This window comes from Paraburkholderia rhizosphaerae (assembly GCF_004366595.1).
In the GTDB taxonomy this organism is placed as follows: Bacteria; Pseudomonadota; Gammaproteobacteria; order Burkholderiales; family Burkholderiaceae; genus Paraburkholderia; species Paraburkholderia rhizosphaerae.
Window position 1 is genome coordinate 1 of record NZ_SORE01000021.1, and the last position, 26,471, is coordinate 26,471.

At 63.5% G+C, this 26,471-nt stretch carries 22 protein-coding genes and 1 pseudogene; 12 read left to right on the top strand and 11 right to left on the bottom strand.

Going from position 1 to position 26,471, the window contains the following annotated elements; genetic code table 11:
- A pseudogene (locus BX592_RS24055) lies at positions 1 to 96 on the bottom strand (electron transfer flavoprotein subunit beta/FixA family protein); the annotation flags it as partial.
- 661 nt (positions 97 to 757) lie between these two features.
- Between BX592_RS24055 and BX592_RS24060 the strand changes: the two are divergent.
- Positions 758 to 1,648 (top strand): LysR family transcriptional regulator, encoded by an 891-nt coding sequence (locus BX592_RS24060; RefSeq protein ID WP_134195283.1) that lies wholly within the window; start codon positions 758 to 760, stop codon positions 1,646 to 1,648.
- Positions 1,649 to 1,912: 264 nt separating this feature from the next.
- On the top strand, positions 1,913 to 4,087 hold the full coding sequence (locus BX592_RS24065; protein WP_134195285.1) for an alpha/beta hydrolase domain-containing protein: 2,175 nt from the start codon (positions 1,913 to 1,915) through the stop codon (positions 4,085 to 4,087).
- A gap of 21 nt (positions 4,088 to 4,108) precedes the next feature.
- Here BX592_RS24065 and BX592_RS34900 read toward each other — a convergent pair whose 3' ends face one another.
- Positions 4,109 to 5,674 (bottom strand): methyl-accepting chemotaxis protein, encoded by a 1,566-nt coding sequence (locus tag BX592_RS34900; protein ID WP_134195288.1) that lies wholly within the window; start codon positions 5,672 to 5,674, stop codon positions 4,109 to 4,111.
- A gap of 410 nt (positions 5,675 to 6,084) precedes the next feature.
- Here BX592_RS34900 and glcD point away from each other — a divergent pair, with 410 nt between their 5' ends.
- The 3 genes from glcD to glcF are packed head-to-tail and all read left to right on the top strand — an operon-like array spanning position 6,085 to position 9,902.
- Positions 6,085 to 7,584 carry a glycolate oxidase subunit GlcD gene (gene glcD, locus BX592_RS24075; RefSeq protein WP_134195290.1) on the top strand — a complete coding sequence of 500 codons (1,500 nt, stop codon included), beginning with the start codon at positions 6,085 to 6,087 and terminating at the stop codon, positions 7,582 to 7,584.
- A complete protein-coding gene (gene glcE / locus BX592_RS24080; protein WP_134195292.1) occupies positions 7,584 to 8,651 on the top strand; it encodes a glycolate oxidase subunit GlcE in 1,068 nt (355 codons plus the stop codon). The genes glcD and glcE overlap by 1 nt, the downstream gene beginning before the upstream one ends.
- A 24-nt stretch (positions 8,652 to 8,675) precedes the next feature.
- Positions 8,676 to 9,902, top strand: coding sequence for a glycolate oxidase subunit GlcF (gene glcF, locus BX592_RS24085; protein ID WP_134195294.1), 1,227 nt, complete (start codon positions 8,676 to 8,678; stop codon positions 9,900 to 9,902).
- 54 nt (positions 9,903 to 9,956) lie between these two features.
- On the opposite strand, the gene BX592_RS24090 is transcribed toward glcF, so the two are convergent.
- Positions 9,957 to 10,691, bottom strand: a complete 735-nt coding sequence (locus BX592_RS24090; RefSeq protein ID WP_134195297.1) for a FadR/GntR family transcriptional regulator — start codon at positions 10,689 to 10,691, stop codon at positions 9,957 to 9,959.
- Positions 10,692 to 11,031: 340 nt separating this feature from the next.
- Positions 11,032 to 12,060 (bottom strand): LysR family transcriptional regulator, encoded by a 1,029-nt coding sequence (locus BX592_RS24095; RefSeq protein ID WP_134195299.1) that lies wholly within the window; start codon positions 12,058 to 12,060, stop codon positions 11,032 to 11,034.
- 248 nt (positions 12,061 to 12,308) lie between these two features.
- On the opposite strand from BX592_RS24095, the gene BX592_RS24100 reads away from it, so the two are divergent.
- Positions 12,309 to 12,623 carry a DUF4148 domain-containing protein gene (locus tag BX592_RS24100; protein ID WP_341804900.1) on the top strand — a complete coding sequence of 105 codons (315 nt, stop codon included), beginning with the start codon at positions 12,309 to 12,311 and terminating at the stop codon, positions 12,621 to 12,623.
- Positions 12,624 to 12,863: 240 nt separating this feature from the next.
- Here the strand turns inward: BX592_RS24100 and BX592_RS24105 are convergent, their stop codons facing one another.
- From BX592_RS24105 to BX592_RS24120, 4 genes are all read right to left on the bottom strand, one after another.
- Complete coding sequence (locus BX592_RS24105) at positions 12,864 to 13,259, bottom strand: hypothetical protein (RefSeq protein WP_134195301.1); 396 nt, start codon at positions 13,257 to 13,259, stop codon at positions 12,864 to 12,866.
- Between the two features lie 299 nt (positions 13,260 to 13,558).
- Positions 13,559 to 14,875: an MFS transporter gene (locus BX592_RS24110; RefSeq protein WP_134195303.1), complete on the bottom strand. Its 1,317-nt coding sequence runs from the start codon at positions 14,873 to 14,875 to the stop codon at positions 13,559 to 13,561.
- 153 nt (positions 14,876 to 15,028) lie between these two features.
- A complete protein-coding gene (locus BX592_RS24115) occupies positions 15,029 to 16,021 on the bottom strand; it encodes a D-2-hydroxyacid dehydrogenase family protein (protein ID WP_134195305.1) in 993 nt (330 codons plus the stop codon).
- 20 nt (positions 16,022 to 16,041) lie between these two features.
- Positions 16,042 to 16,356, bottom strand: coding sequence for an NIPSNAP family protein (locus BX592_RS24120; RefSeq protein WP_075160119.1), 315 nt, complete (start codon positions 16,354 to 16,356; stop codon positions 16,042 to 16,044).
- A gap of 101 nt (positions 16,357 to 16,457) precedes the next feature.
- Between BX592_RS24120 and BX592_RS24125 the strand changes: the two genes are divergently transcribed.
- Positions 16,458 to 17,441, top strand: a complete 984-nt coding sequence (locus BX592_RS24125) for a LysR family transcriptional regulator (RefSeq protein ID WP_166676445.1) — start codon at positions 16,458 to 16,460, stop codon at positions 17,439 to 17,441.
- A gap of 186 nt (positions 17,442 to 17,627) precedes the next feature.
- Here the strand turns inward: BX592_RS24125 and BX592_RS24130 are convergent, their stop codons facing one another.
- Positions 17,628 to 17,870: a hypothetical protein gene (locus tag BX592_RS24130; RefSeq protein WP_134195309.1), complete on the bottom strand. Its 243-nt coding sequence runs from the start codon at positions 17,868 to 17,870 to the stop codon at positions 17,628 to 17,630.
- Positions 17,871 to 18,127: 257 nt separating this feature from the next.
- Between BX592_RS24130 and BX592_RS24135 the strand changes: the two genes are divergently transcribed.
- The 3 genes from BX592_RS24135 (at position 18,128) to BX592_RS24145 (ending at position 21,931) form a co-directional block, all read left to right on the top strand.
- Positions 18,128 to 19,525, top strand: a complete 1,398-nt coding sequence (locus BX592_RS24135) for an FAD-dependent oxidoreductase (protein WP_134195311.1) — start codon at positions 18,128 to 18,130, stop codon at positions 19,523 to 19,525.
- 268 nt (positions 19,526 to 19,793) lie between these two features.
- Complete coding sequence (locus BX592_RS24140) at positions 19,794 to 20,207, top strand: FKBP-type peptidyl-prolyl cis-trans isomerase (protein WP_134195313.1); 414 nt, start codon at positions 19,794 to 19,796, stop codon at positions 20,205 to 20,207.
- Positions 20,208 to 20,473: 266 nt separating this feature from the next.
- Positions 20,474 to 21,931, top strand: a complete 1,458-nt coding sequence (locus tag BX592_RS24145) for a mechanosensitive ion channel family protein (protein ID WP_134195316.1) — start codon at positions 20,474 to 20,476, stop codon at positions 21,929 to 21,931.
- A 22-nt stretch (positions 21,932 to 21,953) separates the two neighbouring features.
- Here the strand turns inward: BX592_RS24145 and BX592_RS24150 are convergent, their stop codons facing one another.
- Together BX592_RS24150 and BX592_RS24155 are read right to left on the bottom strand one after the other, a co-directional pair.
- Positions 21,954 to 24,143 (bottom strand): 2Fe-2S iron-sulfur cluster-binding protein, encoded by a 2,190-nt coding sequence (locus BX592_RS24150; RefSeq protein ID WP_243849707.1) that lies wholly within the window; start codon positions 24,141 to 24,143, stop codon positions 21,954 to 21,956.
- Positions 24,144 to 24,213: 70 nt separating this feature from the next.
- Complete coding sequence (locus tag BX592_RS24155) at positions 24,214 to 24,831, bottom strand: glutathione S-transferase family protein (protein WP_134195318.1); 618 nt, start codon at positions 24,829 to 24,831, stop codon at positions 24,214 to 24,216.
- Between the two features lie 261 nt (positions 24,832 to 25,092).
- Here BX592_RS24155 and BX592_RS24160 point away from each other — a divergent pair, with 261 nt between their 5' ends.
- Together BX592_RS24160 and BX592_RS24165 are read left to right on the top strand one after the other, a co-directional pair.
- The gene (locus tag BX592_RS24160; RefSeq protein WP_134195320.1) at positions 25,093 to 25,920 is read left to right on the top strand and encodes a TlpA disulfide reductase family protein; all 828 of its coding nucleotides are present in this window, start codon (positions 25,093 to 25,095) and stop codon (positions 25,918 to 25,920) included.
- Between the two features lie 128 nt (positions 25,921 to 26,048).
- A complete protein-coding gene (locus BX592_RS24165; RefSeq protein ID WP_134195322.1) occupies positions 26,049 to 26,465 on the top strand; it encodes a DUF302 domain-containing protein in 417 nt (138 codons plus the stop codon).
- Positions 26,466 to 26,471: the final 6 nt, after the last annotated feature.

Here is a 26,471-nt window from a genome sequence, read left to right on the forward strand (position 1 = left end):
CTTTACGTTCGCAATGTCCACGCCCGTGTTGTCCGATTTCACGCGCACCTTCACGTTGTAATCGACCACCCTTTTGACTGGCACCAGAATTTTCAAGGTTTGGCTCCTCCTGCCTGGTTCGATAGATCGGCGCGAGCGCGGGGCGCGGTGTGCGCGCCCAGACTCGCTGCATGGTTCAACTCTGGCAGAACAGGCGCGTGATGGGAATTGTCGATTCCTGAAGTGGCCATTAGGCGTGGGCTAATCGGCGGATGAGGACTACTTCGACGAGTGCTGGCCGCGCCAGATTTTTTCCGCGCATTGACGCGGCGTGGCGTTCCGGAAAAGTTGGACGTTGTCTGAGCAACCTGTGCGACGGTCCGCGATGCGGTTGCACGGTTTGCAGCTTTGGACGTGAATATCAATCGCGTCAAGCACTTGGCATAGCAGTGCGCAGGATGTCCACAGGCTTGTTCAAGCTAACTGTGGATAAGACGGCGCGCCGGCGAAGGCGCGTTGCCGTATTGCGGGCACGGTAGCGAATTCGAGAAACATCAAGCACTTGCGCATGTCATGCGCAGGTTATGCACACCCTTGTCCAGTGAAACTGTTGATAACGCGGCGGAGGGTTTGGTCTGTCCTTGCGTTCGATGTTGCGGCCGTCTGGTTGTCTATTCGCGTGTGTTGTGTTCTCCCGGTCGCGACGAACATGCAGACTACATTCGAAAGATCGCGCTACCATATTCACTCTTCCGCACCCCCTTCCCAAGCATTTTCCATGCACTTCGACTTCGTCGACCTGAGCCTGATGACCGCGCTTGCGGACACGAAGAACCTCGCGCGCGCCGCGAGCCGCTGCCATCTATCCGCGCCGGCCGCCAGCAACCGCGTCAAAAACCTCGAAGAAGGGCTCGGTTTTCGTCTGCTCTATCGCACGAGCCAGGGCATGACGCTCACCCCCGCCGGTGAAACCTTTGTGCGCCACGCGCGCCTCGTGCTCGAAGAAACCGAGCGTCTTGCCGCGGACATGCAGGACTACGGCGAAGGCATCAAAGGACACGTGCGCGTGTGGGCCAACACCACCGCAATCAGCGAATTTCTTCCCGCGGTGTTGAGCCAGTTCCTCCGCGAGCATCAGGACGTCAACATCGAATTGCGTGAAGTGCTAAGCGGCGAGATCGTCAAAGGCCTCACCGAAGGCGCGACCGACATCGGCATTGTCGCGGGCAACGTCGATACCGGTCACCTGGAAACGCTGCCGTATCGCGACGACCGTCTCGTGCTCGTCACCGCGCCCGATCATCCGCTCGCGCAACGCGACGCGGTCGACTTTGCCGAGACGCTCGACGAAGACTTCATCGGGCTGCCAACATCGAGCGCGATTCACTCGTTCATCAACATCGCCGCCGATGCACTCGGGCGGCGCATCAAGCTGCGCATTCAGGTCGGCAATTTCGAGGCCGCTTGCCGGATGATCGCGGCGGGCGTCGGTATCGGCATCGTGCCGGGCTCCGTCGCGTTGCGGCACGCAAATACGATGCACATCAAGATTGTCCACCTGAACGACGCATGGGCAGAGCGCAAGCTGAAGATCTGCGTGCGCAGCGTCAAGGACCTACCACAATTCTCCCGCGAACTGATCGACATGCTGACCGCCGAAGCAGACTAGCCGCTGCAGTGCCGGACCATGCGTCGCAACGAAATACGCTACATTGTTGCCCGGAATTGCGGGCTTGGCCGACAGCGCGTGCGGGACGCGTGACCGGTTCGGGGTAGCCGTGGCGACACGGAAAGCAGACGCATCATCGGCCGCGATTCCTTGTGACTGCAACAGAAAAAGGACAGGTCGATGAAAATTACGCAGTGGCTACATCTCATTCCTTTAGTCTTACTAAGCGCGTGCGCTGTCAGTAGTAAGAAAGGCGCGTCGCCGATGGCGGGCGAACCCGGTGTGATACGGGAATTCCAGGTATTGTCGCAAGCGCCTGCCTATAACGGCGCGACACCGCCGGACGCGGTCGGCCCGTACGAGGTGATCACCGGAATTGTGCACGGCGAACTCGATCCGGACAGTGCGGCCAATGCGCGCATCGTGAACCTGAAAAACGCACCGGTAAACGCGCGCGGCTATGTCGAGTATTCGACGGATGTCGTGATCCTCACGCCGCTGCATCCGGTCGACGGCAAACGCGTGGTGTTCTATGACGTTGTCAATCGCGGCCGCAAGTATGCGCAAGATTATTTTATCGGCGGCAAGGGACCACTCGATTCCGGCGGCGCGCCGGCGTCCACGTTCCCGTCGCTGCTGCGTGACGGTTATACGATCGTATGGAGCGGCTGGCAGGGCGACCTGCCGCAAACCGGCAAGAGCACCATCGCGGGTTCCGCGCTGCTCGGTACGCGTTTCCCGGTCGCGACCCGGCATGATGGCAGCCCGCTTACCGGCTTCACACGTGAGGAGTTCGTGCCCGACTTCGCGGAAGGCGCGCCGACCACCATTGCGCTCAGCTATCCGCCCGCCGATGCGAACGACAACGCGTCTGCCACGCTGAGCGCGCGGCAATCGTGGCAAGTCGACGACGCGCGCGCGACAAGCCGTGCGTCCGGCAATGAGACGCTCACGTATGACGCACCGTCCGTCACGGTGCACGACTGGAAATACGTGCGCAACGAGCAAGGCGGTTACGCAGTGACCTTCACGCCACCCACCGCGGTGCCGGGTCCGCACGGAACCAGCGTGCCGCCTGACGCGGGCACGATCTACAGCTTCGTCTATCGCGCATCGCAACCGACGGTCAACGGTATCGCGTTCGCAGCGGTGCGCGATCTGATCTCGTTCCTGCGCTATCAGCCAAGCGATGAAGAGGGCAATCCAAACCCGCTCAACGGCCTGAAGCAAGCACAATGCGCGGGCGCGCATTGTGCGAACAAGTCGGCGAATTTCGACGTGGCGATCGGCGAAGGCATCTCGCAGTCGGGCCGCTTCATGCGCGACTTCCTGCATCTGGGCTTTAACCAGGACGTCGACGGCAAGCGTGTATTCGACGGCATCATGCCGATCGTACCGGCCGCACGCGGCACCTGGACCAATATGGCGTTTTCGCAGCCCGGCCGCTGGTCGCGCGAGCACGAGGATCACTTCACGCCCGGCTTCCAGTTTCCGTTCGCCTATAACGTAACGACCGATCCGGTCAGCGGGCAGACCGACGGCCTGATGCAGCAGTGTCTCGCGACGCACACCTGCCCGAAGATCATGCAGATCGACGGTGAATTCGAATGGTGGGGCGGCGGCGCATCACTGGTGGTCACCGACGGTGCCGGCAAAGATCTGACGCTGCCGCCCGACGTGCGCTACTACCTCGTCTCCGGCACGCGCCATACCGGCGACCAGGGCGTGACGACGGGACTCTTCACCCAACCGGGCGCAAACAGCGTGTGCGCGCTGCCGAATTCGCCGGTTGCGCTGCGGCCGGTCGTGCGCGCGCTGATTCCGCGGATGGTCGACTGGGTCGCACAGGACAAGACGCCGCCGCCGTCGCAGTACCCCACTGTTGCACACGCAACCGCTGTGGCACCCACCGTCGCGGCGACCGGCTTTCCGGACCTGTCCGATGTGATGGTGCCGAACGGTCCTGCCGCGAAGCCGTTGCAGCTACATGTGCAGTTCGGGCTAGTCAATCCGGTGTTCGTCACCGATTACAGCAACGCGGCGCCGGTGGTCGATACCGCAAAACGCTATACGGTGCTGGTGCCGAAGGACGATCGTAATGGCAACGCGCTAGCGGGCGTGCGCGTGCCCGACCTGCAGGTGCCGCTTGCGACTTATACCGGCTGGAGTTATCGCGCGAGTGGCCATGCGGCGGGGGAGAGCTGCCTGTCCGCGGGTTCGGCGATTCCGCTCGCGGTCAACGACGCGGAAAAGAACGGCGGGCACGATACGCGCGCGTCGCTGGCTTCGCTGTATCACGGCCGCGCGGATTACGTCAGCAAGGTCGCCAACGCCGCGCATCAACTCGTCGACGATGGCTACTTACTGCCGGCCGACGCGGATAACCTGTTCGTCGCGAACGCGCGCAAGGTCTCGCCAGCGTTGCTGCCGAGCCCCTGATACCGCGTGCGTGCGGCGCGTTTAGCCGCGTACGCGGAATACCGACACCGCCTGCGACAGCCGCTGCGTCTGCCCTTCGAGCGACGCAGTGGCGGCCGCCGCCTGCTCGACGAGCGCCGCGTTCTGCTGCGTGACGAGATCCATCTGCGACACGCTCTGGCCGACCTGGCCGATGCCGGCGCTTTGTTCCTGCGAGGCGGCGGCAATTTCGCTGATGATGTCGGTCACCTGCTTGACCGAGCGCACCACGTCGGCCATTGTCGTCGCTGCGCGTTCCACTTCGACGTTGCCGTTACTCACGTCCTGCGCGGCGCCGTGAATCAGCGCCTTGATTTCCTTCGCCGCCGTCGCGCTACGCTGCGCGAGGCTGCGTACTTCCGATGCGACCACCGCGAAGCCGCGGCCGTTCTCGCCCGCGCGCGCCGCTTCGACGGCTGCGTTCAACGCGAGAATGTTGGTCTGGAACGCGATCCCTTCGATCACCGCGATGATGTCGACGATCTTGTTCGAACTGCCGGCAATCTTGTGCATCGTCTCGGTGACCTGGCTCACCGCTTCGCCGCCGCGTGTCGCGGTGTCGGATGCACCAATCGCGAGCCGGCTTGCCTGTTGAGCGTTGTCAGTGTTATGGCGCACCGCGGAGGTCAACTGCTCCATGCTCGATGCAGTGGTTTGCAGCGACGCCGCCTGTTCTTCAGTGCGCGACGACAGATCGGTATGGCCGCTTGCAAGCTCGTGCACGCCGGCCTCGATCGAATGCGCGCCCTGGCGCACCGCGGTCACGATGTCGGTGAGGCTCGTCTGCATCGCCCTCAGCGCGTCGAACAGACGGCCGATCTCATTGCGTGACTCGTGCGCGATCCGCCCGGTCAGATCGCCGCGCGCGACGCGCGACAATTCGTCGACCGCGTCGGTAAGCGGCTGCACGACCGCGCGGTTCAGCAACTGATAGACAAGCACGATCAGCGCCGCGGCGACGATCAGCGTGCCGCTTACCAGATACACCATCATCTGATATGAGTCCGCCTTCGCCGCGCGAATTTCCGCCGAATCGGCTTGCACCAGTTTGAAGAAATCTTCTGCGGCGTGGCCGAACGCAGCACTTGTGTCGGTCATCTCGCGCTCGTTGACCGCTGCATAACGTTTGCCGTCGCCCGCGTGCAACGCGTCGAACAGCGCGTCGAGCGCGGCGGCATGGGCCTTGAACGTATCACCGACACGATCGGCCGCGGCGCGGCTCGCATCGCTCCACTTCGGCACCGCCGCAAACGACGCGTAGTTTTGCTTTGCGAGGTCGTAGTAACCGGAGGCGGCGGCGAGCGCGCCCTGTTCCTCCTTGCTGTCGGCGCCCGCGCCCGATAGCAGCGCGATATACGCACGCGCGAGCGCGCTGCGCGCCCGCAGGTTGTTGATATAGACGTCTTTCAGGCCGATTACTTCGGTATCCTGGACGCTGATCTTCGCCGACGCGGCATTGTTCCGCTGCAGCGACACGATGCTCAGCGCGCCGATGATCACAATCAGTGCGCCGAACAGGGCAAGCACGGCCACAAAACCGGCGCGTACCGGGAAATTCTTTAAGCTCATCGCGGTTGATTCCGAGGGTCGATTGCTGGACCGGCGCGCGCGTCGCGCAACACCGGGGATTCACGTGGGCACGGAAAGCCGGTGGCGCAGCGAGATGCGCAACTGGCGGAGTGCCTGATCACCGCGGTATATCGGCCGCAATCTGCGGAATCTTGACGAACGTGCGATGTTTACTCAGGTGCGTTTCACAGGGCTGCATGACGCTGGCGGTCATGCCAGGGTTTCTACTGGTTTGCGCGAGGCTGTCAGGTCACTAGCATGAGCTACTTGGTCAACTGGTCGACCAGTTGACCAATTGAAAGGTTCTAAGTCATGGCGGTGTGCGGGCGGTTGAAGGTGCGGGCGGCACGTGAGCGCTCCAGAGCGTCCGCGGCACGCGGCGGCATGTCTCGCGGGCCGAAGGAGATGGAATGAGTTACCTGTACGACGAGAAGCTCGACGGAGCGCTCGAGTCGCACGATCGGGATACGGTCGTGGCGGAACTGCAGAAGTTGCTGCCGGACCTGCAACTGCTGCATTCACGCGAAGAAGTGCGTCCCTTCGAATGCGATGGGCTGTCCGCGTATCGCACCGCGCCGATGCTGGTCGCGTTGCCGGAACGCGTCGAACAGGTGCAGGCCATACTGAAGTATGCGCACACGCGCCGGATTCCGGTGGTCGCGCGCGGCGCGGGTACCGGGCTGTCGGGTGGCGCGATGCCGCTGGAAAAAGGCATCCTGCTCGTAATGGCGCGCTTCAACAGGATTGTCGAAATTGACGCGGATGCCGGTATTGCACGCGTGCAACCCGGCGTGCGCAACCTTGCGATCTCGCACGCGGCCGCGCCTTACGGCCTTTACTACGCGCCTGACCCTTCGTCGCAGATCGCCTGTTCGATCGGCGGCAATGTCGCGGAAAACGCGGGCGGTGTGCACTGCCTGAAATACGGGCTGACCGTGCACAACATTCTGCGCGTCGACATGATCACGATTGACGGCGAACGTCTGACGCTCGGCTCCGACGCGCTCGACAGCCCCGGCTTCGATCTGCTCGCGTTGTTTACCGGCTCGGAGGGCATGCTCGGCGTCGTGACGGAAGTAACCGTCAAGCTGCTGACCAAGCCGCAGAGCGCGAAAGTGCTGCTCGCCAGCTTCGTTGATGTCGAGAAAGCCGGCGGTGCGGTCGCGAAGATTATCGGCGCGGGGGTGATTCCGGGCGGCCTCGAGATGATGGACAACCTGTCGATTCGCGCAGCCGAAGACTTTATCAAGGCGGGTTACCCGGTGGACGCGGAAGCGATCCTGCTGTGCGAGCTCGACGGCGCGGAATCGGATGTCGACGAAGATATCGCCTGCGTCGATGGCATTCTGCGCGAGTCCGGCGCGACCGATGTGCGGCTTGCGCAAAACGAGGCCCAACGGCAGCGTTTCTGGGCGGGCCGCAAGAACGCGTTCCCCGCGGTCGGCCGCATTTCACCCGATTACTACTGCATGGACGGTACGATCCCGCGCCGCGAACTGCCGCGCGTGCTGAAAGGTATCGCCGATCTATCGACTGAATACGGCCTGCGAGTCGCGAACGTATTTCATGCAGGCGACGGCAATATGCATCCGCTGATTCTGTTCGATGCGAATGTGCCCGGCGAAATGGACCGTGCCGAAGGACTCGGTGCGCGCATTCTCGAGTTGTGTGTCGAGGTCGGCGGCAGCATTACCGGCGAACACGGCGTCGGGCGCGAGAAGATCAACCAGATGTGCTCGCAGTTCAATAGCGCCGAGCTGACCGTGTTTCATGCGGTCAAGGCGGCATTCGACGAGTTGGGCCTGTTGAACCCCGGCAAGAACATCCCGACGCTGCATCGCTGCGCGGAATTCGGCGCGATGCATGTGCATCACGGCGCGTTGCCTTTTCCCGAACTGGAGCGTTTCTGATGCGCCGCGATTTCGAATCCGTCGACGACAGCATCCGGCTGATCGACCAGGTCGCTTCGGCGGCGGCGCGGCGCGTGCCGCTGCGCATTCGCGGCGGCGATAGCAAGGTGTCGCTCGGCCGGCCCGTCGAAGGCGAAGCACTCGATACGCGTGGACACCGCGGCGTGGTGAGCTACGACCCGACCGAACTGGTGATAACCGTGCGCGCCGGAACGCCGGTAGCGGAACTGAATGCGGTACTCGATGACGCCGGCCAGATGCTGCCATGCGAGCCGCCCGAGTTCGCCGGGCAGGCGACGGTCGGCGGCGCGGTTGCGAGCGGCCTCTCGGGGCCGCGTCGTCCGTGGGTCGGCGCGGTGCGCGATTTCGTGCTCGGCTGCCGGTTGATCACGAGCGAAGGCAAGTATGTGCGCTTTGGCGGCGAAGTGATGAAGAACGTCGCCGGCTACGATCTGTCGCGCCTGATGGCCGGTAGCTTCGGTTGTCTCGGCGTGATCGCGGAAGTGTCGTTCAAGGTGCTGCCGAAACCGCGTGCGCAGTACAGCCTGTGCCACGCGATGAGCGCGGCGGAAGCGCTCGACCGAATCGTCGAGTGGCGTCGGGCGGGTTTACCGGTTACAGGCGCGTGTCATCTGAACGATGCATTGTATTTGCGCCTCGAAGGCGGCACTGCGTCGGTGCAGTCGGCTGCGCAACGGATCGGCGGCACAGGTATCGATCCGTCGTTCTGGACCGATCTGCGCGAACAGCGTTTGCGGTTTTTTTCGGACCCTGCGTGTCTTTGGCGCCTGTCGTTGCCCAACGGCGCGAACCTCGCGGCAGTGCCCGGCGAGGCGGCGCTCGACTGGGGCGGCGCGCAGCGCTGGCTGAAGAGCAACGCGCCGGCCGCGCAGATCCGGCATCTCGCCGAATCCGCCGGCGGACACGCGACGTGCTTCACGCCCGCAGCGGGCGTCGAACCGTTCCATCCGCTGCCTGCGCCGCTACTGCGCTTTCACAAACAATTGAAACAGAAGCTCGATCCGCACGGCATCCTCAATCCTGGGCGGATGTACGCCGAACTGTGAGCCCCATCGAGAAAGAGAAACAGCATGCAGACGAACCTTTCCGATCGCGCACGCAGCCTGCCGCGTGCCGAGGAAGCCGATGAAATCCTGCGCTCTTGCGTGCATTGCGGCTTCTGTAACGCGACCTGTCCGACCTACCAGATCCTTGGCAACGAACTGGACGGGCCGCGTGGGCGTATCTATCTGATCAAGCAGTTGCTCGAAGGCGGGGAGGCAACCGGGAAGACGCAGCTGCATCTCGACCGGTGTCTCACCTGCCGCAATTGTGAAACGACCTGCCCGTCGGGCGTGCGTTACCACTCGCTGCTCGATATCGGCCGCGCGGAACTCGAAAGTCGCGTCGAACGGCCGCTGCGCGAGCGTGCGCTGCGCGCCGGGCTGCGTCATGTGATTCCGCGTGCCGGTGTGTTCAATTCGCTGCTGAAGGCCGGCCGTGCAATGCGGCCGATGTTGCCGAAGGCGCTGGGCGACAAGATTCCGGAGAATACGGTAGCGGCGAAGGCGCGCCCGGTTCAACGTCACGCGCGCCGGATGCTGATGCTCGAAGGTTGCGTGCAGCGGTCGCTGTCGCCGAATACGAATGCGGCGACGGCGCGTGTGCTCGACAAGCTCGGTATCAGCATCGAAAACGCACCGCAGGCAGGCTGCTGCGGCGCGACTGACTACCATCTGAATGCACAGCAGGCGGGACTCGAACGCGCACGCCGCAATATCGACGCATGGTGGCCGGCTATCGAGGCAGGCGCCGAGGCGATCATCCAGACCGCGAGCGGCTGCGGCGCATTCGTCAAGGAGTACGGCCATCTGCTGCGCGACGATCCGCGCTATGCACAGAAGGCACAACGTGTCAGCGAGCTCACGCGCGATCTGGTCGAAGTGCTGTCAGCGGAGAAACTCGACACGCTGCGCACGACCGAAGCGGAGCGCCGCGTTGCGTTTCACTGTCCGTGCACGCTGCAGCATGCACAGAAACTCGGCGGCGCGGTGGAGGGCGTATTACAGCGGCTCGGCTTCGAATTGACCGCGGTGCCCGATGGACATCTGTGCTGCGGTTCGGCGGGCACGTATTCGTTCACGCAGCCCGAGCTGTCGAAGCAGTTGCGCGACAACAGACTCGATGCGCTCGAGAGCGGCAAGCCGGACCTGATCGCGACCGCGAACATCGGCTGTCAGACGCATCTGGATGGCGCGGGCAGAACGCGGGTGCGTCACTGGATCGAGATCGTCGAGGATGCGCTGACGGATGCATGAGTGCGCGGTACGACGGGCGCGTCGGGTCCCGTTTCGGGAACGCCTGAAGCGCGGCTAACGCGACGCGTTTTCGCGGATAAACTCGAGATGGGTGCCGAGCGCACTGCGCGCGGCGCCCGGATCGTGCTTGCGAATCGCTTCGTAGATCGTGCGATGCTGCTGCACCAGATAAAACAGATCGGCATTACGCTTCTTGAACGTCGCGTAGGTTTCTTCGATCGACTTCTGCACCAGGTTGTGGATGCCGTGCATCACGTGCACGAGCACGATATTGTGCGTTGCGTCCGCAATCCTCAAATGAAACGCCGCATCGAGCTGCGGTAGCGTGGCCCCGCCGTCGGCGACGTCGTATGGATGATCCTTGCTGAACGCGGTTTCCAGTTCGGCGAGCGCTTCCTTGATGCTCTGGATATCCGTTTTGGTCGCGCGCACCGCGGCAAGCTCGACGGCGACCGCCTCCAGCCCTTCACGCATTTCCAGAATATCGCCGGCGGCCTTGCGGTGGCGTGCCATCAGATGCGCGAGCGGATCCGCGATCAGCGGCGCAGTGGAATTCGCGACGACATACCCGCCTCCCGCCTTCGCCTGTATCAGTTTGCTGCCTTCCAGACGCAATAGCGCTTCGCGCAGCGACGGGCGCGACACATTGAGCTTCTGCGCCAGATCGCGTTCGGACGGCAGCGATTCGCCCGCCCGCAGCGTTCCATCGACGATCAACTGCTCGAGCTGGTCGCAGACCGCATCGGAGAGTCGAAACCGTGGAGGCGGAACGATTGGCGAATAGGACATCGGCGTGGTGCTCCTTCTGGCTTTCGGTTGTTATGTTGGCAGAGAGCGCGGCCGGCGGGCTCCCGAACACAGTGTATGGCGGCGAGCGCCGACCGACTGTGCGTTAAAACCCGCTGGAAACCGGCAAATTTCAACGGGCAACTGTAGCCAGTAACCGGAATCGGGTCAATTGCGGCGGAAAGATGTGTGCGAACGCGGGCAATCGATATTCCGCAGCGGGCGCGCGGATCGCGAGGACGTCGATGCGGGTTGGATGACTGACTTGTGCTGACGCGGGCGCATCGCGCCGCTTTGAACGCGGAGGAAGCGAGTTAACCCGCGAACCAGGCCGCGGGGCGGCTTAATGAACGGTCTGTACGGATGCACTCGGCGTTTGTTGCGCCGACCGGTCGGGCGTCGCGGCATTGTCGCGCGCTTGCTGCGCGATATCCCGCTGCGCAAGCAAGTCGATTTCGTGCTCGAACTTCGCGAGCGCGGGTGTCAGCCATTCACGCAGAAAGTCGACGAGGGTGCGCGTTTTTGCGTCCAGATAGCGGCGCGACACATAGAGCGCGTAAACATTCATCTGCCGCAGCCGCCACTGAGGCAGTACACGCACAAGTGCACCACTGCGCAAATCGTCGACGGCGTTGTAGGCAGCCAGCACGCCGATGCCGGCACCGGATTGCAGCGCGTAACGCATTGCGTCCGGCACGTTGGTCTGGAACGGCGACGTTTTCACGGTGACGATGCTCGAGCCGTCGGCGCCTTCCAGAGGCCACTCGTCAAGCGGCATGCCGGGGCATGAAAAACGCAGCAGCGTATGTTGCGCGAGATCTTCGGCGCGGGTCGGTATGCCATGTCTTTCCAGGTACGCGGGCGACGCGGCCAGTACCGCATGAGAGGAGCCCAGCTTCTGCGCGATATAGGCGGAATCGGGCAATTGCATCGAGCCGACCAGCGACACGTCATAACCGTCTTCGACGAGATTCGGCATGATCTGCGCGACTTCGAGATCGACCGACACGTCAGGGTGCCTCGCCTGATAGGCGATCAGCGCTGCGGTGACCGCGCCGCGCGCAAGACCCGGCGCCGCGTGCACGCGCAGCCGCCCATGCGCATGCGACATCGCATTGCGCGCTTCGACGGTTGCATTGTCCAGTTCAGCGAGAATCAGTTTTGCGCGTTCGAAGTACTTCGCGCCTGCTTCGGTGACCGATAGATGCCGCGTGGTGCGATGAAGCAGCAGCGTTTGCAGTTCATCTTCGAGCAGCGAGACCGCACGCGACACCTGCGCGGTGGTGACGTTGCTCTCTCTCGCAACGGCCGTAAACGTACCCGCTTCGACGACGCGCACGAATGTGCGCATGCTGTGAACCATGTCGACCATGACAAACCTCATCAGCGGCGTACCCATCGCCACACGGCAAATCATGCTGCCATAGTTAGACACGAGTGTCAAGAATGGCTGGCTGGAATTGAGGATTGGGGGCGATTACCGCAATCTGCGTAAAGAGTCTCTATCCGAGTAAACCCTTAAATGTCGGGCCGGTGATGACTAGACTTCGAATCAACGACGAAATGCGACCGACGCATCGATCGTCGAGGTTTCAACTGATCTTTACGAGGCGATTCATCATGAACATCCGACAAGTTTTGATTGCATCTGCTGTGCTTTCCGCATTGGTTGCGCCGGCCGCGGCGTTCGCGCAGCAAAATTCGTCTGTGACGCGTGCGCAGGTGAAGGCTGAACTGGCGCAACTGCGTGCCGCGGGCTATCGAGGCGATACGGAGGCCGGGTATCCGAACGAACTCGACGCGGCGCAGGCGCGCGTTGCGGCGAAACAGGCTCAATCCGCGGCGGCTAGCTCATATGGCCCTGGCACCGCAGGGACATCCGCTGCGGGCGGTGGTGCGACGCCGGGCCTGAAGCCGATCTATACCGGTCAGTAAGCCGATACGTTCAGGCTTCTGGACGCAGGTGTGGCAGGCGCGTAATCGCGCTGCGATCGCGATATGACCGGCGCCGCGGTGTTCGACGTGCGCGAAGAAGGGTTGCTGAAACATGACCGGGTCGAGCGTAGCGCGCTTGAAGTGGAGCGCAATATCGAGCGCTTCAGGCTCGCCGCGTGATGCGCTTGCGCGCGTGCATCGGGACCGGTCTCGACCCGTCGATCACGGCGCTTACAGCGCCTACAGCGCCGCATCGACAAGCAGCGATGCCTTCAGATGACGTATGCGCTGATCGACAAAGTAACCGCCGCCTTCGACGTAACGCAGGTAACAGCGGCCGCAAACCGTGCATTCGGAGACGGTGCAGCGGTTATAAGGGAAGAAGCGCGGCGCGATGGGCGCGTTTTCGGACCAGTAGCGTGTGCCGTGCGGATGGTATTCGGCGAAGGTCGCATCGTCTTGCGGTTGTTCGGCGAGCGTGCCGGCCTCACGCAGTTGCGCTTCGGGGATCGACAGCGGCAGTGTTTGCCAGCCGTCGGTGGGCGTTGCGTTGCACGCGCATGGGACGCTGACCGCTTCCGAACGTGATGCGAGTTCGGACAGGGCGGCGAAGTCGAGAAGGGGAGGTGTGGTCATTGGATGGTGAATGGCATGCATGGCGGGCGTTGCGATCTCGCGGCGGATCTCCCAGCGAATCTCGCGGTGGGTGAGCGGGATAAGCTGGCGCGCTTGTCCCGCGTTCAACCCGTTACCTACCTACCGACGCGAAAAGCCGCAAGCTTCGCACATTCGGGCGCGGCATGCGTAATGCCGGTGCATGCGGCCGGTGCATGCGGCCGGTGCAATCCGGCCGGCGCAATCCGGCCGGCGCAATCCGGCAATTGCAAATGCCGCGAGTGAGGATGCATCAAGCCGTGCAGCGCCCGATGCTTGCATCATTGCACCGCACTCGATTCCGACAGCGCCTGGCTTTCCTTCGCGACCGCACGCTCCGGCAGCAGGTAGGCGATCAGCGCCGCAAGGAACGCGGCGACCGCAAGCGCGATCAGCGCCGCGCCGAAGTGCCCGGTGAAGTCTTTGATGATGCCGACCAGCCACGGTCCGAGCAGTCCGCCGAACTGGCCGATCGTATTGATCAGCGCAATGCCGATCGCGGCCGCCGCGCCGGTCAGGAATTCGCCGGTGAGCGTCCAGAACACCGCGAGACAGCCCCAGATGCCGCCAGCCGCGATGCACAGCAGCACCAGCCCGATAAGCGGCTGCGAAACGAATGCGCATGCGAGCAACGCGAGGCCGCCGATCGCCATGCAGATCACGATATGCATCCGCCGTTCGCCGACGCGATCCGAATGGCGCGCGACCAGATACATCGACACGGCCGCGCAGCAGAACGGCAACGCGCTAACGAAGCCAACCTGTAAATCGGACATCGTGCCCATGTTCTTGACGATCTGCGGCAACCACAGCAGCACACCGTAGAACGCGGTCAGGAAGCAGACGAACAGCAGCGACAGGCTCCATACGCGCGGCATCATCGCGATCTTGACGAACGGCATGCTCGCTGTTTTCGTGAGCTTCGACGCTTCGGCTTCGAGTTCAGCGACGAGCCACGCGCGCTGATCGTCGCGCAGCCAGGTTGCGCGTTGCGGACGGTCGGTCAGCCAGAACAGCACGAAAAAGCCGAGGACCACCGCCGGTACCGCTTCGAGCAGCAGCATCCAGCGCCAGCCGGAGTATCCGTGCACGCCGTCGAGCGCGTGCATCAGGATGCCCGACAGCGGCGAACCGATCGCGGACGCCACCGCGGTGGCCATGATCACGCCCGCATTCGCGCGCGACCGGTAACGCACCGGAAACCAGAACGCGAGATACGCGACCACGCCCGGAATAAAGCCTGCTTCAGCGACGCCAAGCAGAAAGCGCAGCACGAAGAACGAGGTTTGCGTATGCACGAACGCGAGTCCCGCGGACACGAGCCCCCACGTGATCATGATGCGCGAAATCCACATTCGCGCGCCGAAGCGATGCAGCATGATGTTGCTCGGCACTTCAAAGAGCGCATAGCCGATAAAGAAGATGCCGGCGCCCAGGCCGAACACCGATGCGCTGAAGCCGAGCTCATGGTTCATCCGCAGCGCGGCGAAGCCGACATTCACGCGGTCCATGTAGTTGATGATCAGCAGCACGAACAGCAGCGGCACAAGGCGCCGATAGATGCGGCTGATCGTGGATGCTTCGAGGGTGGGGTTCAAAATCGTCTCCTGTACTGGCGCGGCCTGCCCGGCTGCGCAATCTTGGGTTTGTAGCGCAATTGGCTTGCGCGTGCCGGGAGCGCCGCGCGGGCCGCGCCGCCAGAGGCGCGGCACGTACCGCCGCTGCGCTGCGACCCCCGTCGCGGTTGAACGTTAACCTGCCGCCGCGGCGTTCGATGCGACCGCTAGCGGATTGAGCACGTTGATCGGTTCGCCCGCGCGCCACGCGATCAACTGCTCGATTGCAATGCCGAAGTAGTGTTCGTACGTGTCTTTCTCGACGTAGCCGATATGCGGCGTCGCAAGCACGTTGTCGAACGCGAGCAGCGGATGGTTTGCACCATAAATCGGCTCGTGCTCGTAGACGTCGACCGCCGCAAAGCCGGGACGGCCTGCTTTGAGCGCCGCTTCGAGCGCGCCCGGCGCAACCACTTCGCTGCGGCTCGTGTTCACGAACAGCGCGGAGGGTTTCATCGCCGACAGATCCTGCAGCGTGATCGCACCGCGCGTGGCCGGCAGCAGCCGCAGATGGCAGCACACCACATCGGCTTGCGCGAAGAATTTCTGCCGGTCGCTTTCGCTTTCAATGCCGTCGGCAAGCGCGGCCGCGCGCGAGGTTTCGTGATCGTCGAGCGCGACCACGCGCATGCCGAACGCGCGTCCGTAGCCGCCGACCACGCTGCCGATCTTGCCGTATCCCGCGATGCCGAGCGTGCGACCCTTTAGCCCGATGCCCAGATGTCCTTGCCATAGGCCCGCCTTCAGCCGGTTCGCTTCGACGTGGACCTTGCGCATCGATGCCATCACGAGCGCCCACGTCAGTTCGGCCGCGGCCGTCGTCGCCGAGCCTTCCGCCGAGACCGGAATGCCGCGCGCGGTGCACGCGGCAAGGTCGACGTGATTTGCCGCGCGGCCGGTCTGGCTGATGAACCGGAGCTTCGGCAGACGCGCGAGCAGCTCGGCCGTCACCGGCGTGCGCTCGCGCACCAGCAGCAGTGCGTCGGCATCGGCAAAACGCGCGGCTTGCGCATCGACGGACTGCAGCGTGTCGTTATGAATCTCGACGTCGAATTGCGCGGCGAGCTGCGCATAACAATCGAGCGTGCGCACGCAGTCCTGGTAGTCGTCGGAAATAATCACTTTCATTGCGGTCTCCTGGCGCCCGTTCAGATCTTCGACCAGGGCGCGGACATCACGAGCTGGTTTTCCTGGCGCTCGATATACCCTTGCGCGGTCATCTTTTTGTATTCGGCCCAGTCCGGGTCCGCTTCCATCGCGGCGCGGCGCCGCTGACGGTCTTCGAAACTCTCGTAGCCCCACAAATGCACAACCTGGTTCAACGTGCCCACTTCGGAGATGAAGTAGCCGAGCGGGTCGCCCACGTGCCGACGTTGCACCGGCAGACCATACTTTTCATACAGCGCCAGATAGGCCTTCAACTGGCCCGGTACGATCGTGTAGCGGCGCAGATCCACCAACATCCGTGTCTCCTTTCGACAATTCATGTTTGAAGCGCCGAGTCTAGTGGTGGCGGATGGGGGAATACAATCGATTAAATTCGCTTGATTCACGAGCAAAATCGATGAATGACAAGTCTTTCAATTCAGCTTCCAAACGCCTTTCGATCCGGCATATCCGTGCGTTTGTCGCGGTCGCGATGCATCGCAGCCTGACGCGCGCGGCCGAGTCGCTATTCGTCACACAATCGGCGCTCAGCCTGACGATCCAGCATCTCGAGGACGATCTCGGCGTCATGCTGTTCGACCGCTCGACGCGACGTCTCGACCTGACCCAGGCGGGCCACGAGTTTTTGCCTTCGGCTGAAAGGCTGTTGCAGGATTTCGATTCGTCGATCCGCACGATGCGCGCGCTCGGCAAACGCGAGCGAGGCAAAGTGGGTGTGGCGGCGGTGCCGTCGGTGATGGCGTTGCTGCTGCCGGAAGCGGTGGCAGTCTATATCGATGCGTACCCGAACATCGATATCTATTTGCGAGAGGACAATTCGGAAACGGTGCAGCAGCGCATTATCAGCGGCGATGTCGATTTCGGCATTTGCAGCCCGTGGGAGCACGATCCGGAGCTCGTCTTCGAGCCGCTTTTCGAAGACAGCTTCGGTGTCGTCTGCGCGCCGCATCACGCGCTGGCTGCTAGCGACGGCGAGCTGTCGTGGCAGGAGGTCGCCGGGTACCGGATCATCGGCTTCAGCCCCGACCTTGGCATGCAACACCAACTAAGCCGCACGCCGGGCTTGAGCATCGAAGTACGCGAGCCGCGCTACCGTGTGTCGAATACGTCGACCATTGAAACACTGGTTGCGCGCGGTGTTGGCGTGTCGATCATGTCGGCGCTGGCGGCGCAGCGCGCGCCGCTGGACAAGCTGAAATTGCGGCTGTTATCGCAGCCGGTGCTGACGCGGACGGTGGGTGTGCTGCGCCGCGAGGGCAAATCGCTGTCGCCGGCCGCGGCGACGATGCTGCAGTATGTGCGCGCCGCGGTGCCGCAACTCGCGCGTTTTCCGGGCGTACGGGTCGAGCCATCGCTCGTTGACGATGCGCCGCGCGTTTGATCGGAACGTTGAGCGGTGCGATTCGCTGGCGCAATGCCCATCGGGTACGAAAGACCTGGCATGCTCGATGATTTATCGGCGCGCGTTCAGCGCTTTTTTCTTGCCGACCGCCGCGATTTCGCTGATTTCGCGTTTCTTCGACGCTTGATCAGCTTGGCGAGTGACTTCTCCTGACTGCCGTTCACTTCAGTCCAGCGCGCGGGTTGCGAGAAGACCCATCGCGACGCCGTGGTAGTCCTCGCTTTGTTCTTCCCACGTCCGCCGCGCTTCGCGGGCCTTGCGTGCGCGTCGCGCAGCGAGTGCTTTTTCAACGGACCGTTCAGAAATCTTCGTATCGATCCGGTCGACGATGATTGCAAACAACGCCGATACGACACCGACCATGATTCCCATTCCAATGAAAAGTGAAAGAGCGGGGGTAAAGCTCATTTTCGACTCCTGATTGCGAACTGAATTTGTCTGATTCGTCCGTTCGGCGCGCTGCGGCGAACTCGAATGCTGACAAGCGTAGTGCCGGTGAATGAGGGCAGAGTTAGCACACGCGATTCGCTATGCAGGAACCCGAAAGGTGCAATGCCGCCAAACGCGCGCAATTTTAGAAGAGCCCGCTTACCTAACTGACGAGAATAGGGTGCCCTTGCGAAATCGCACGGGTTTTTCAATCTAGTCACGACGGAGATGACGGAATGTCCAAACCGGAACAAGTCGACACGCTGATCCTCGGAAGCGGTCAGGGTGGCAAGCTGCTCGCGTGGCATCTCGGACGCTCAGGGCAGAAGGTGGCGGTGGTCGAGCGCCAATGGGTCGGCGGTTCGTGCCCCGCGGTCGCGTGCCTGCCGAGCAAGAACGAAATCTGGAGTGCGCGCGTCGCGCATCTCGCGCATCACGCCGCGGCGTTCGGCACAACAACGGGCGCGGTGAAGACCGACCTCGCGAAGGTCCGGCAGCGCAAACGCGAGATGGTCGAGCGCGAGACGGCCGCGCATCTGCACTTCTATCAGTCGACCGGCGGAGAACTGGTGATGGGCACCGGCCGCTTCGTTGCGCCGAAGACGATCGAAGTCGCGCTCAACGACGGCGGCACGCGCACGCTGACCGGCGCTCAGGTCGTCGTCAATGTCGGTTCGCATGCAGCGATACCGGAGATTGCGGGGCTCAAGGACGCGCGACCGCTCACGCATATCGAAGCGCTCGAACTCGGCGAACTGCCCGAGCATCTGATCGTGCTCGGCGGCGGCTATATCGGCATCGAAATGGCGCAGGCTCTGCGGCGTTTCGGCAGCCGCGTGACGATCATCGATCACAATCCGCATTTGATGCATCGGGAGGATCCGGACATCGCCGACGAAGTGCAAAACATTTTGCGTAGCGAAGGAATCGAATTGCTGCTCGGCGCGCAAGCGTTGAACGTCGCGGGCCAATCAGGCAAAGACGTGCGCGTGACGGTGCGCGTCGCGGACAACGAAAAGATCGTCGACGGCAGTCATCTGCTGGTCGCGACCGGGCGCATTCCGAATACCGCGGACATCGGCCTCGACAAGACCGGCGTCGAACTGGACGAGCGCGGCTATCTACGCGTGAACGAGCGCTTGCAGACGAGTGCGCCCGGTGTCTGGGCGATCGGCGAATGCGCGGGCAGTCCGCACTTTACGCATGTGTCGGTCGACGACTTCCGGATCGTGCGCGACAACATGGCGGGCGGCACACGCAGCACGCAGGACCGGCTGGTGCCGTACTGCATGTTCACTGATCCGCCTCTCGCGCACGTCGGCCTCAATGAGAGCGAAGCGAAACGCCGCCAGGTTCCGGTGCGGGTCGCCAGGCTACCGATGAAAAACGTGCTGCGCGGCGAGGCCACCGACGAGACGCTGGGCTTCATGAAAGTGCTGGTCGGCGCCGACGACGATCGGATCGTCGGCTTTACGATGCTCGGCGCGGAGTCGGGCGAAGTGATGGCGGCCGTGCAGACGGCGATGCTCGCGGACCTGCCGTATACGAAGCTGCGCGATGCAGTGATCGCGCATCTGACCTACGCGGAGGGACTTGGGCCGTTGCTTGGCAACGTGCCGGCGCGCGCGGGCTGAGCAGGGCGGCCACGGCGCGAAGACGATAGTGGTTGTGCACGCAACCTGCGAAGGCAGGCGCCGGCAGCGCTTCGCCAGGCCGTTTCATCAGCGCTTCATTGAGGGCATGCAAAGTCCGCGTGGTTCGAGTCGACCACACCCGGGCCGCACGGGGGCGGACTCGGGGCAGACCCGGCCAGGCCTTGGCCCGACCCGGCCTGAGCGGCCCGAAACCGGGCTGGACCCGATTCGTTACAATAACGCCGCCCATTCACGAGGAGAGAATCTGATGAAATTTGCATTGTCCGCGCTGACCGCCGCTGTTTTCGCCACCGCCGCCGCCGGCAGCGCGTTCGCCGCCCAAGGCTCGACGCAGAAGCTGCCGTCGGGCGTGATCGTCGAGACGCTGACGGCCGGCACGGGTGCGCAACCGGTCGCGACCGACGTCGTGCGCGTCAACTACCGCGGCACGCTCGCGGACGGCACCGAGTTCGACAGCTCGGCCAAACATGGCGGCCCGGCTGAATTTCCGCTCAATCGCGTGATTCCGTGCTGGACCCAAGGCGTCGCGACGATGAAAGTCGGCGGCAAAGCGAAGCTCACGTGTCCGGCCGCGACCGCCTATGGTCCGCGCTCGATCGGCATCATTCCGGCGAACAGCGACCTGACCTTCGAAGTTGAACTGCTCGCGATTGTCAAGTAAGGCCCGCGCGTTCCGCTTTCTTCCGCTTTCCGTAGTCTGACCGCCAGCCGCGCCGCCGTCGTGCAATGCGACGCCGGCGCGGTGCCGTATCGGTTATGCGGCCACGATGTGTGTCCCCTGCCGGGAAACATCGCGTGCAACGGGGCATGCAGCGAAAAATGCGTGCCGCGTGTTACTGTGAGCAGTCGCGCGTCGGCGCGGCAGCCCGCCGCGAACTGACCGGCGGGCGAGCCCGGCGCCATTGCTTCACATCGCATGGAGGCGCCTTGGACCATCCCCTGATCGTCGGTTACGCGATCGTCGTTGTCGATCTCGCCGTATGGCGCTTTCGCCTGCCACCGCAGGAAGTGCCGCGGCTTCTGTCGCGCCTCGTGCTATTCGCGGCGCTCAGTTATGTGCTGTTCGCTTCCGGCCTGAGTCCGTTCTCGCAGGCGCCCGTGTTCGACTCGGTGCCGCAGCACGTGGCCGGCCAGGTGCTCGAGATCATCTGGTGGCTGATGGGCGCGCGGCTGCTCGGCATGACGCTCGACACGCTGTTGCTGCCGCGCGCATGGCGTCGCCAGCGCCTGTTTCAGGATGTATTCGGCGCGCTGGTGTTTCTCGCCGCAGTGGTCGCGTCGCTTGGCTTCGTGCTCGAGTTGCCGATTCGCGGGCTGGTTGCGACGTCCGGCGCGCTCGCAATCGTCCTCGGTCTGGCGATTCAAAGCACGCTGAGCGACGTGTTCGCCGGCATCGTGCTGAACACGACCGAGCCGTATCAGATCGGCGACTGGGTCGCGATCGACGATGTCGAAGGCCGGGTCGTCGAGATGAACTGGCGCGCGACGCATCTGCTCACATCACAAGGCAATGTCGTGATCGTGCCGAACGCGGTGGCCGCGAAAACGAAGATCACCAATAACAGCCGGCCGGGCGCGCTGCATGGCGTGAAGGTCAGCCTCGAGATCTCGCCGCAGGAGCGGCCCGCGACCGTGATCGGCGCGCTCGAGCGCGCCGTCGCCAGTGTCACGTCGCTGATGTCGGACCCGGCGCCGTATGTGAATGCCAAGCACAGCACGATCAATTCGGTGCTGTATGAGGTGACCGGCTACGTGAACGACATGGGCAAGAAAACCTCGGTGACCAACGAACTGTTCGACCTGTGCTACCGGCATCTCGCGTCGGCAGGCGTCGAATTGCGTTCGCTCGGTGTGCCGGCCGCCGCGCCGATGATCGACGATCCGCGCGAGGCGCTGTTGCGGCGCGTCGATCTGTTCTCGACACTGAGCCGCGACGAAATTCAGAAGCTTGCGCCGCTGCTGCAGCGCAAGGAATACGAGGCCGGTGACGTGCTGCTGACAAAGGAGGTGGTGCCGGAGTGTCTGACCATCGTCGAGTCCGGTATCCTCAGCGTCACGATCGACGAGCCCGCCGGCACGATCGAACTCTCGCGGCTCGGCCCCGGCGATACGATGGGCGAGCAGGGGTTGCTGGCCGGCATGCAGGCCCGTGTGCAGATCGCGGCGTTGAGCCGGGTGATCGTCTACCGGTTGCAGAAGGACGATCTGACGCCGCTGCTCAAGCGCAACCCCGATGTCGCGAAGCAGATGTGCGAGTTGCTGTCGCGGCGGCAGGACAAGCTAAGCCGCGTGTCGTCCGCCGACGCGCCAGTCTCGCATACCGAGCAGGGGCTGTTTCAATGGCTGCTCGACGGCATGCGCAAGCTGCACGACCTCACGTTCTGAGTACATCGCCACGCGCGCGGCGTTACAGGTCGAGCACGAGGGGCGCGCCGCCGCTCGCTTCCGGGCTGGCGGGCACCGCGCAGCAGATCAACGCTTCGTGATCCGCGACCGGGTACTCCGGCGGGTTCGGGTACGCAACCGCGCCGTCGACCACGCGGGTGCGGCAGGTTCCGCAACTGCCGCCCCGGCAGCTGAATTCCGGCGATAACCCCTGCGCTTCCGCGAATTCCAGCAGGGTGCCGCTCGCTGGCGTCCAGCGCGTCTGCTTGACCGATTTCGCGAACACGACGGGCGTCGGCGCGGTCGCGGGCGTGCGCGTCGCGGTATCGGCGCAAGCTGGCACCACAGCGCCGCTGCTATCCGCTTCTGCGGACTTCGCATCGCGGGTGCGGGTGAGGCCCGATGGCCCGAACGCTTCGGCGTGAATCCGCACGTCGTCGATATTCATGTTGCGCAAGCCGTCGTACAGCGATTGCATGAAGCCGGCCGGCCCGCACAGATAGAAATCGTAGTCGTCCAATGGCAGCGTGCGTCGCAACAGAGCGATATCGATCCGTCCTGCGTGATCGAAGTCCTTGCCTTTGATTGCACGTTGCGCATCGGACAGCGCGCGCACCACATGCACCGCGCCGCCGGACAGGCTCGCGAGATAGTCGATCTCGTCGTTGAACGCGCGCTCTCCTGCGGTGCGCGCGGACTGGAACAACCACGTCGGCCGCATGCGCCGCGTACGCAGCCCTTCATACACGATATGCCGCAGCATCGCGATCATCGGCGTGATGCCGACGCCCGCCGCGAGCAACACGGCCGGCCGCGTTTCGTGTGCATCGAGTGTGAAGCGGCCCGCGGGCGCGCGGGCTTCGATCACGCTGCCCACACGCAGCGTGTCGTGCAGATGCCGCGATACCTTTCCATCGCGCTTCACGCTGATCCGGTAATAGCCGTCCGCCGGACCCGATGAGATCGTGTAGGTGCGCAGCAGCGTCTTCGTGGACGAAGGTGCAGAAGTCGGCGCGGACGCAAGCGTCGATGCGCCCGCGGTCGAACTGGCGGCGGTATCCGGCAGCACGACGCGAATCGGCAAATGCTGTCCCGCCGCATGCGGAATGATCCCGGCGCCATCGACCGGCTCCAGATGAAACGACCGGATCGTCGCGCTTTCGTCGACGATTTGCGCGACCTTGAATGGGCGCCAGCTTGCGGCGAGCGTCGCTGCCTGCAGACGACGTTCCGCTTCCGTCCAGTTGCCGGTCATCAGCGAATTCAGCGACCAGCCGTTCTCATGAAACACCCAGCGCAGCGGCAGCGTGCCCGCGCGGTACACGATGCGGCGCGGCGTCACGCGCCACAAGCGCTCGGCGCCCTGAAATGAGGCGACGTCCGGCGAGTCGAGCTCGACGGTGGCGTCGCCGCTAATCTGCAGCAGATCGCCGCTTGCGAAGTCGACGAACACGAGGCCCACATGGCCGTTCACGACGATATTGCCGAGCGTCGCGAAAAACCGGTTGCCGGCGAAGTCGGGCACGGTCAGCACGCCGTCCGCGCCGATGCGCACGAAGCCGGTATTGCCGCCGCGATGCGACACATCGACCTCGCGATGCGACCCGCCACGGTCCGCGTACGATGCTACAAAGAACGTATCGGCGCCAGCGATCATTTCCCGTGCGCGATCCGTTAACGCGCGGCTAATCACCGGTTCGGCGTCCGCCGCCACCGCGGGGTCGCGCGTGAACGCGAAATTGCGCAGCTGGATGTACTGCGGGCAATTGCCGAAACTTTGCGCGACATCGACCGAGAATCCTGTCGCGCTGTTTTCTCTGACGATGCCGTTCATCCGGTTGCGCCGGCGCGTATGCAGTTCGATGCCGAGCAGGCCGACCGCAGCGCCGTTATATATCCCGGCGGAAACCGGGTCGTGCGAGTCAGGCTTCGCGTTCACGCGCAGCGTGTGTGCGCTCGGCGCGTGCATGAAACCGGGCTTGCCGGCGACCAGCGTCGCCCACACGTCACCGTCGTGATCGACTGAACCCAGCGCGACAAACGGCAACTGCGCGAAGAATGCGCGATGCTGATCCGGCATATGGTCGCGCAGCACGCGGCGCCCGAGGTCCTTCATCTGGTCCGCAACGCCCGCCTGCCGTTGCAGCGCTACCTCGCCCGCATGCCATGGCGAGTCGGCTTCATCGAACCATCCGGGAGGGGTCATGTCCATCACTGCGCTCCTTCAGAATCTGCGAGTTCCGTCCTGTTCCCGCGCTCGAGCCAGCGCGCGGCCGCGCCGCTTACTGGTGCGCCGCCAGCCCGGCCGGCGTCTTCTGGAACGGCACGAAGCCGGGCAATGCTTCGATGCGGCGCAGCCACTTGAGCACCTGCGGGTAACCGGACAGATCGACATTGCCTTCGGGCGCGCTCGAGATATAGCTGTAAAGCGCGATGTCCGCGATGGTGGGTGCGCTGCCGACGATATAGTCATGGCCGCCCAGCGTCGCATCGATCAGACCGAGAATGCGATGCGCGCGCTTAATCACTTCGTCCGCATTCATATCGCGGCCGAACACGGTGATCAGACGTGCGGCGCACGGTCCATAAGCAATTTCTCCGGCCGCTACCGATAGCCAGCGTTGCACACTCGCCTCGCCGAGCGCGTCTTGCGGCAGCCAGTCAGTCTTGCCGAACTTGCGCGCAACGTACACAAGAATGGAATTCGAATCGGGGATCACGGTGTCGCCGTCGACTAGCACCGGAATCTGCCCGAACGGATTCAGCTTCAGGAACGGCGGCGACTTGTGCTCCGCAGCCGCGAGGTTCACTTCGATCAGCTCGTGCGGCACACCAAGCAGCGACAGGCCAAGATGAGCGCGGTGCGAATGGCCGGACAGCGGGTGGGAATAGAGTTTCATGGCGCGAGTCTCATGTCGAATGAATGGCCCGGACCATCCGGACCACTGCTTCGAAGTGTAGGAGCGCGGGGTGCGTTTCTGAATACGTGGCGAGCCCAAAGCATTTTTCTCGTTGCGAGAACAATGCGCGGGCCATCGTGTGAATGCGCGTATTTGAGCCGCGCAAGCAGATCGATGAGCCGTTCAAGCATGCCGGAGCATGGGCTCTGCCGCTACACTGCGTGCGAGGCAACTCTGTTTCGGCAGCAGGTACGTTATTCAATGAACTTTGGATTTTTTTCACTGCCGCTCGGTCCGCTGATCCTGTTGGTGAGCGTGATCGCGGCGTTGGTCGCGGGTCATTTCGCGGGTAGGCGCGCAGCGGTGGCGGTCGACCAGTCGGTGTTCAATGCGCTGATCGTCGGACTCGTCGCGGCGCGGCTCGTCTTTATCGGACGGTACCTGCCCGGCTATGACGGCAGTGTGGTGAAAATGCTCGATTTCCGCGATCTGGGTTTCGACATGGCCGCAGGCGCGATAGCGGGCGCATTGGTGGTCGCGTGGACCGTGCTGCGGCGGCCTGCATTGCGCAAACCGCTGCTCATCGCAATGGCCGCCGGCGTCGCCACCTGGAGCGCTGCGACGGTTGCCGCGCAGTTCGCGCAGCCGCCGCAGTTTGTGCCGCAGGTGTCGCTCGTCGATAGCGACGGCCAGTTGCGTCCGCTCGCGCGACACGATGGCAAGCCGCTCGTCGTCAATCTGTGGGCGACATGGTGTCCGCCGTGTCAGGCCGAAATGCCGGTGCTCGCGCAAGCGCAGACGGACCATCCGCGTGTCGATCTGGTGTTCGTCAATCAGGGCGAAACGCGTACGGTGGTCGACGGTTATCTCGCATCGCACGATATCCGCATTGCGAACTCGATGTTCGATCCCGGGCTTGCCGTCGCGCGCGCGGTTGGCGCGGCCGGTTTCCCGACGACGTTGTTCTACGATGCGCAGGGCCGATTGCTCGCGCGGCACCTGGGCGGGTTTTCGCGCGCGACATTCGAGCAGGCGCTCGAACAGTTCTATCCGGAAAGCCCGGCGCACAAGCAGGAGGCCTCGCGATGAGCGGCTGCCGGTCGTGCCGGTTACACCGGCCGCATGCCGTGCCGCTGTATGACGACAGCGGCCGGCGCTTCCTTCGTGCTGCCGCCGCGTCGCTATTCGTATTTTTCACCCTCTGGAAGGGGACTGTCATGACTGCCTATGCTGAAGCACCAGATGCCGTTCCCGCATCGCTTGTCACCGTGCAGAGCCAGTACGATTTCGCGACGACGGTTGCGCGCCTGCGCGATACGCTCGCCGCGCGCGGGATAACGCTGTTCGCCGATATCGACCAGAGCGAAGCCGCGGCGGGTGTCGGCATGTCGCTGCGGCCGACGCGGCTATTTCTATTCGGCAATCCGAAATCGGGAACGCCGGTGATGGATGCGTATCCGCATGCGGCGCTGGAGTTGCCGCTCAAGGCCGTGGTGTGGGAGGACGCGGACCAGCATGTTCATATCGACTATCAGGATGTGGCGAAGACGCTCACGCCGTATGGCGTCGATGCGTCGCAACTGGCGCCGTTGCAGCCGGTGGCGGGCTTGTTACGCGCGGTGGCCGGGCAGTAGCGTGGT

Excerpts from the sequence above, each read along its gene's own strand:
- BX592_RS24060 (WP_134195283.1), top strand. The coding sequence starts at position 758 with ATGCACTTCGACTTCGTCGACCTGAGCCTGATGACCGCGCTTGCGGAC.
- BX592_RS24065 (WP_134195285.1), top strand. The coding sequence starts at position 1,913 with ATGGCGGGCGAACCCGGTGTGATACGGGAATTCCAGGTATTGTCGCAA.
- BX592_RS34900 (WP_134195288.1), bottom strand. The coding sequence starts at position 5,674 with ATGAGCTTAAAGAATTTCCCGGTACGCGCCGGTTTTGTGGCCGTGCTT.
- glcD (WP_134195290.1), top strand. The coding sequence starts at position 6,085 with ATGAGTTACCTGTACGACGAGAAGCTCGACGGAGCGCTCGAGTCGCAC.
- glcE (WP_134195292.1), top strand. The coding sequence starts at position 7,584 with ATGCGCCGCGATTTCGAATCCGTCGACGACAGCATCCGGCTGATCGAC.
- glcF (WP_134195294.1), top strand. The coding sequence starts at position 8,676 with ATGCAGACGAACCTTTCCGATCGCGCACGCAGCCTGCCGCGTGCCGAG.
- BX592_RS24090 (WP_134195297.1), bottom strand. The coding sequence starts at position 10,691 with ATGTCCTATTCGCCAATCGTTCCGCCTCCACGGTTTCGACTCTCCGAT.
- BX592_RS24095 (WP_134195299.1), bottom strand. The coding sequence starts at position 12,060 with ATGGTCGACATGGTTCACAGCATGCGCACATTCGTGCGCGTCGTCGAA.
- BX592_RS24100 (WP_341804900.1), top strand. The coding sequence starts at position 12,309 with ATGAACATCCGACAAGTTTTGATTGCATCTGCTGTGCTTTCCGCATTG.
- BX592_RS24105 (WP_134195301.1), bottom strand. The coding sequence starts at position 13,259 with ATGACCACACCTCCCCTTCTCGACTTCGCCGCCCTGTCCGAACTCGCA.
- BX592_RS24115 (WP_134195305.1), bottom strand. The coding sequence starts at position 16,021 with ATGAAAGTGATTATTTCCGACGACTACCAGGACTGCGTGCGCACGCTC.
- BX592_RS24120 (WP_075160119.1), bottom strand. The coding sequence starts at position 16,356 with ATGTTGGTGGATCTGCGCCGCTACACGATCGTACCGGGCCAGTTGAAG.
- BX592_RS24125 (WP_166676445.1), top strand. The coding sequence starts at position 16,458 with ATGAATGACAAGTCTTTCAATTCAGCTTCCAAACGCCTTTCGATCCGG.
- BX592_RS24130 (WP_134195309.1), bottom strand. The coding sequence starts at position 17,870 with ATGAGCTTTACCCCCGCTCTTTCACTTTTCATTGGAATGGGAATCATG.
- BX592_RS24135 (WP_134195311.1), top strand. The coding sequence starts at position 18,128 with ATGTCCAAACCGGAACAAGTCGACACGCTGATCCTCGGAAGCGGTCAG.
- BX592_RS24140 (WP_134195313.1), top strand. The coding sequence starts at position 19,794 with ATGAAATTTGCATTGTCCGCGCTGACCGCCGCTGTTTTCGCCACCGCC.
- BX592_RS24150 (WP_243849707.1), bottom strand. The coding sequence starts at position 24,143 with ATGGACATGACCCCTCCCGGATGGTTCGATGAAGCCGACTCGCCATGG.
- BX592_RS24155 (WP_134195318.1), bottom strand. The coding sequence starts at position 24,831 with ATGAAACTCTATTCCCACCCGCTGTCCGGCCATTCGCACCGCGCTCAT.
- BX592_RS24160 (WP_134195320.1), top strand. The coding sequence starts at position 25,093 with ATGAACTTTGGATTTTTTTCACTGCCGCTCGGTCCGCTGATCCTGTTG.
- BX592_RS24165 (WP_134195322.1), top strand. The coding sequence starts at position 26,049 with ATGACTGCCTATGCTGAAGCACCAGATGCCGTTCCCGCATCGCTTGTC.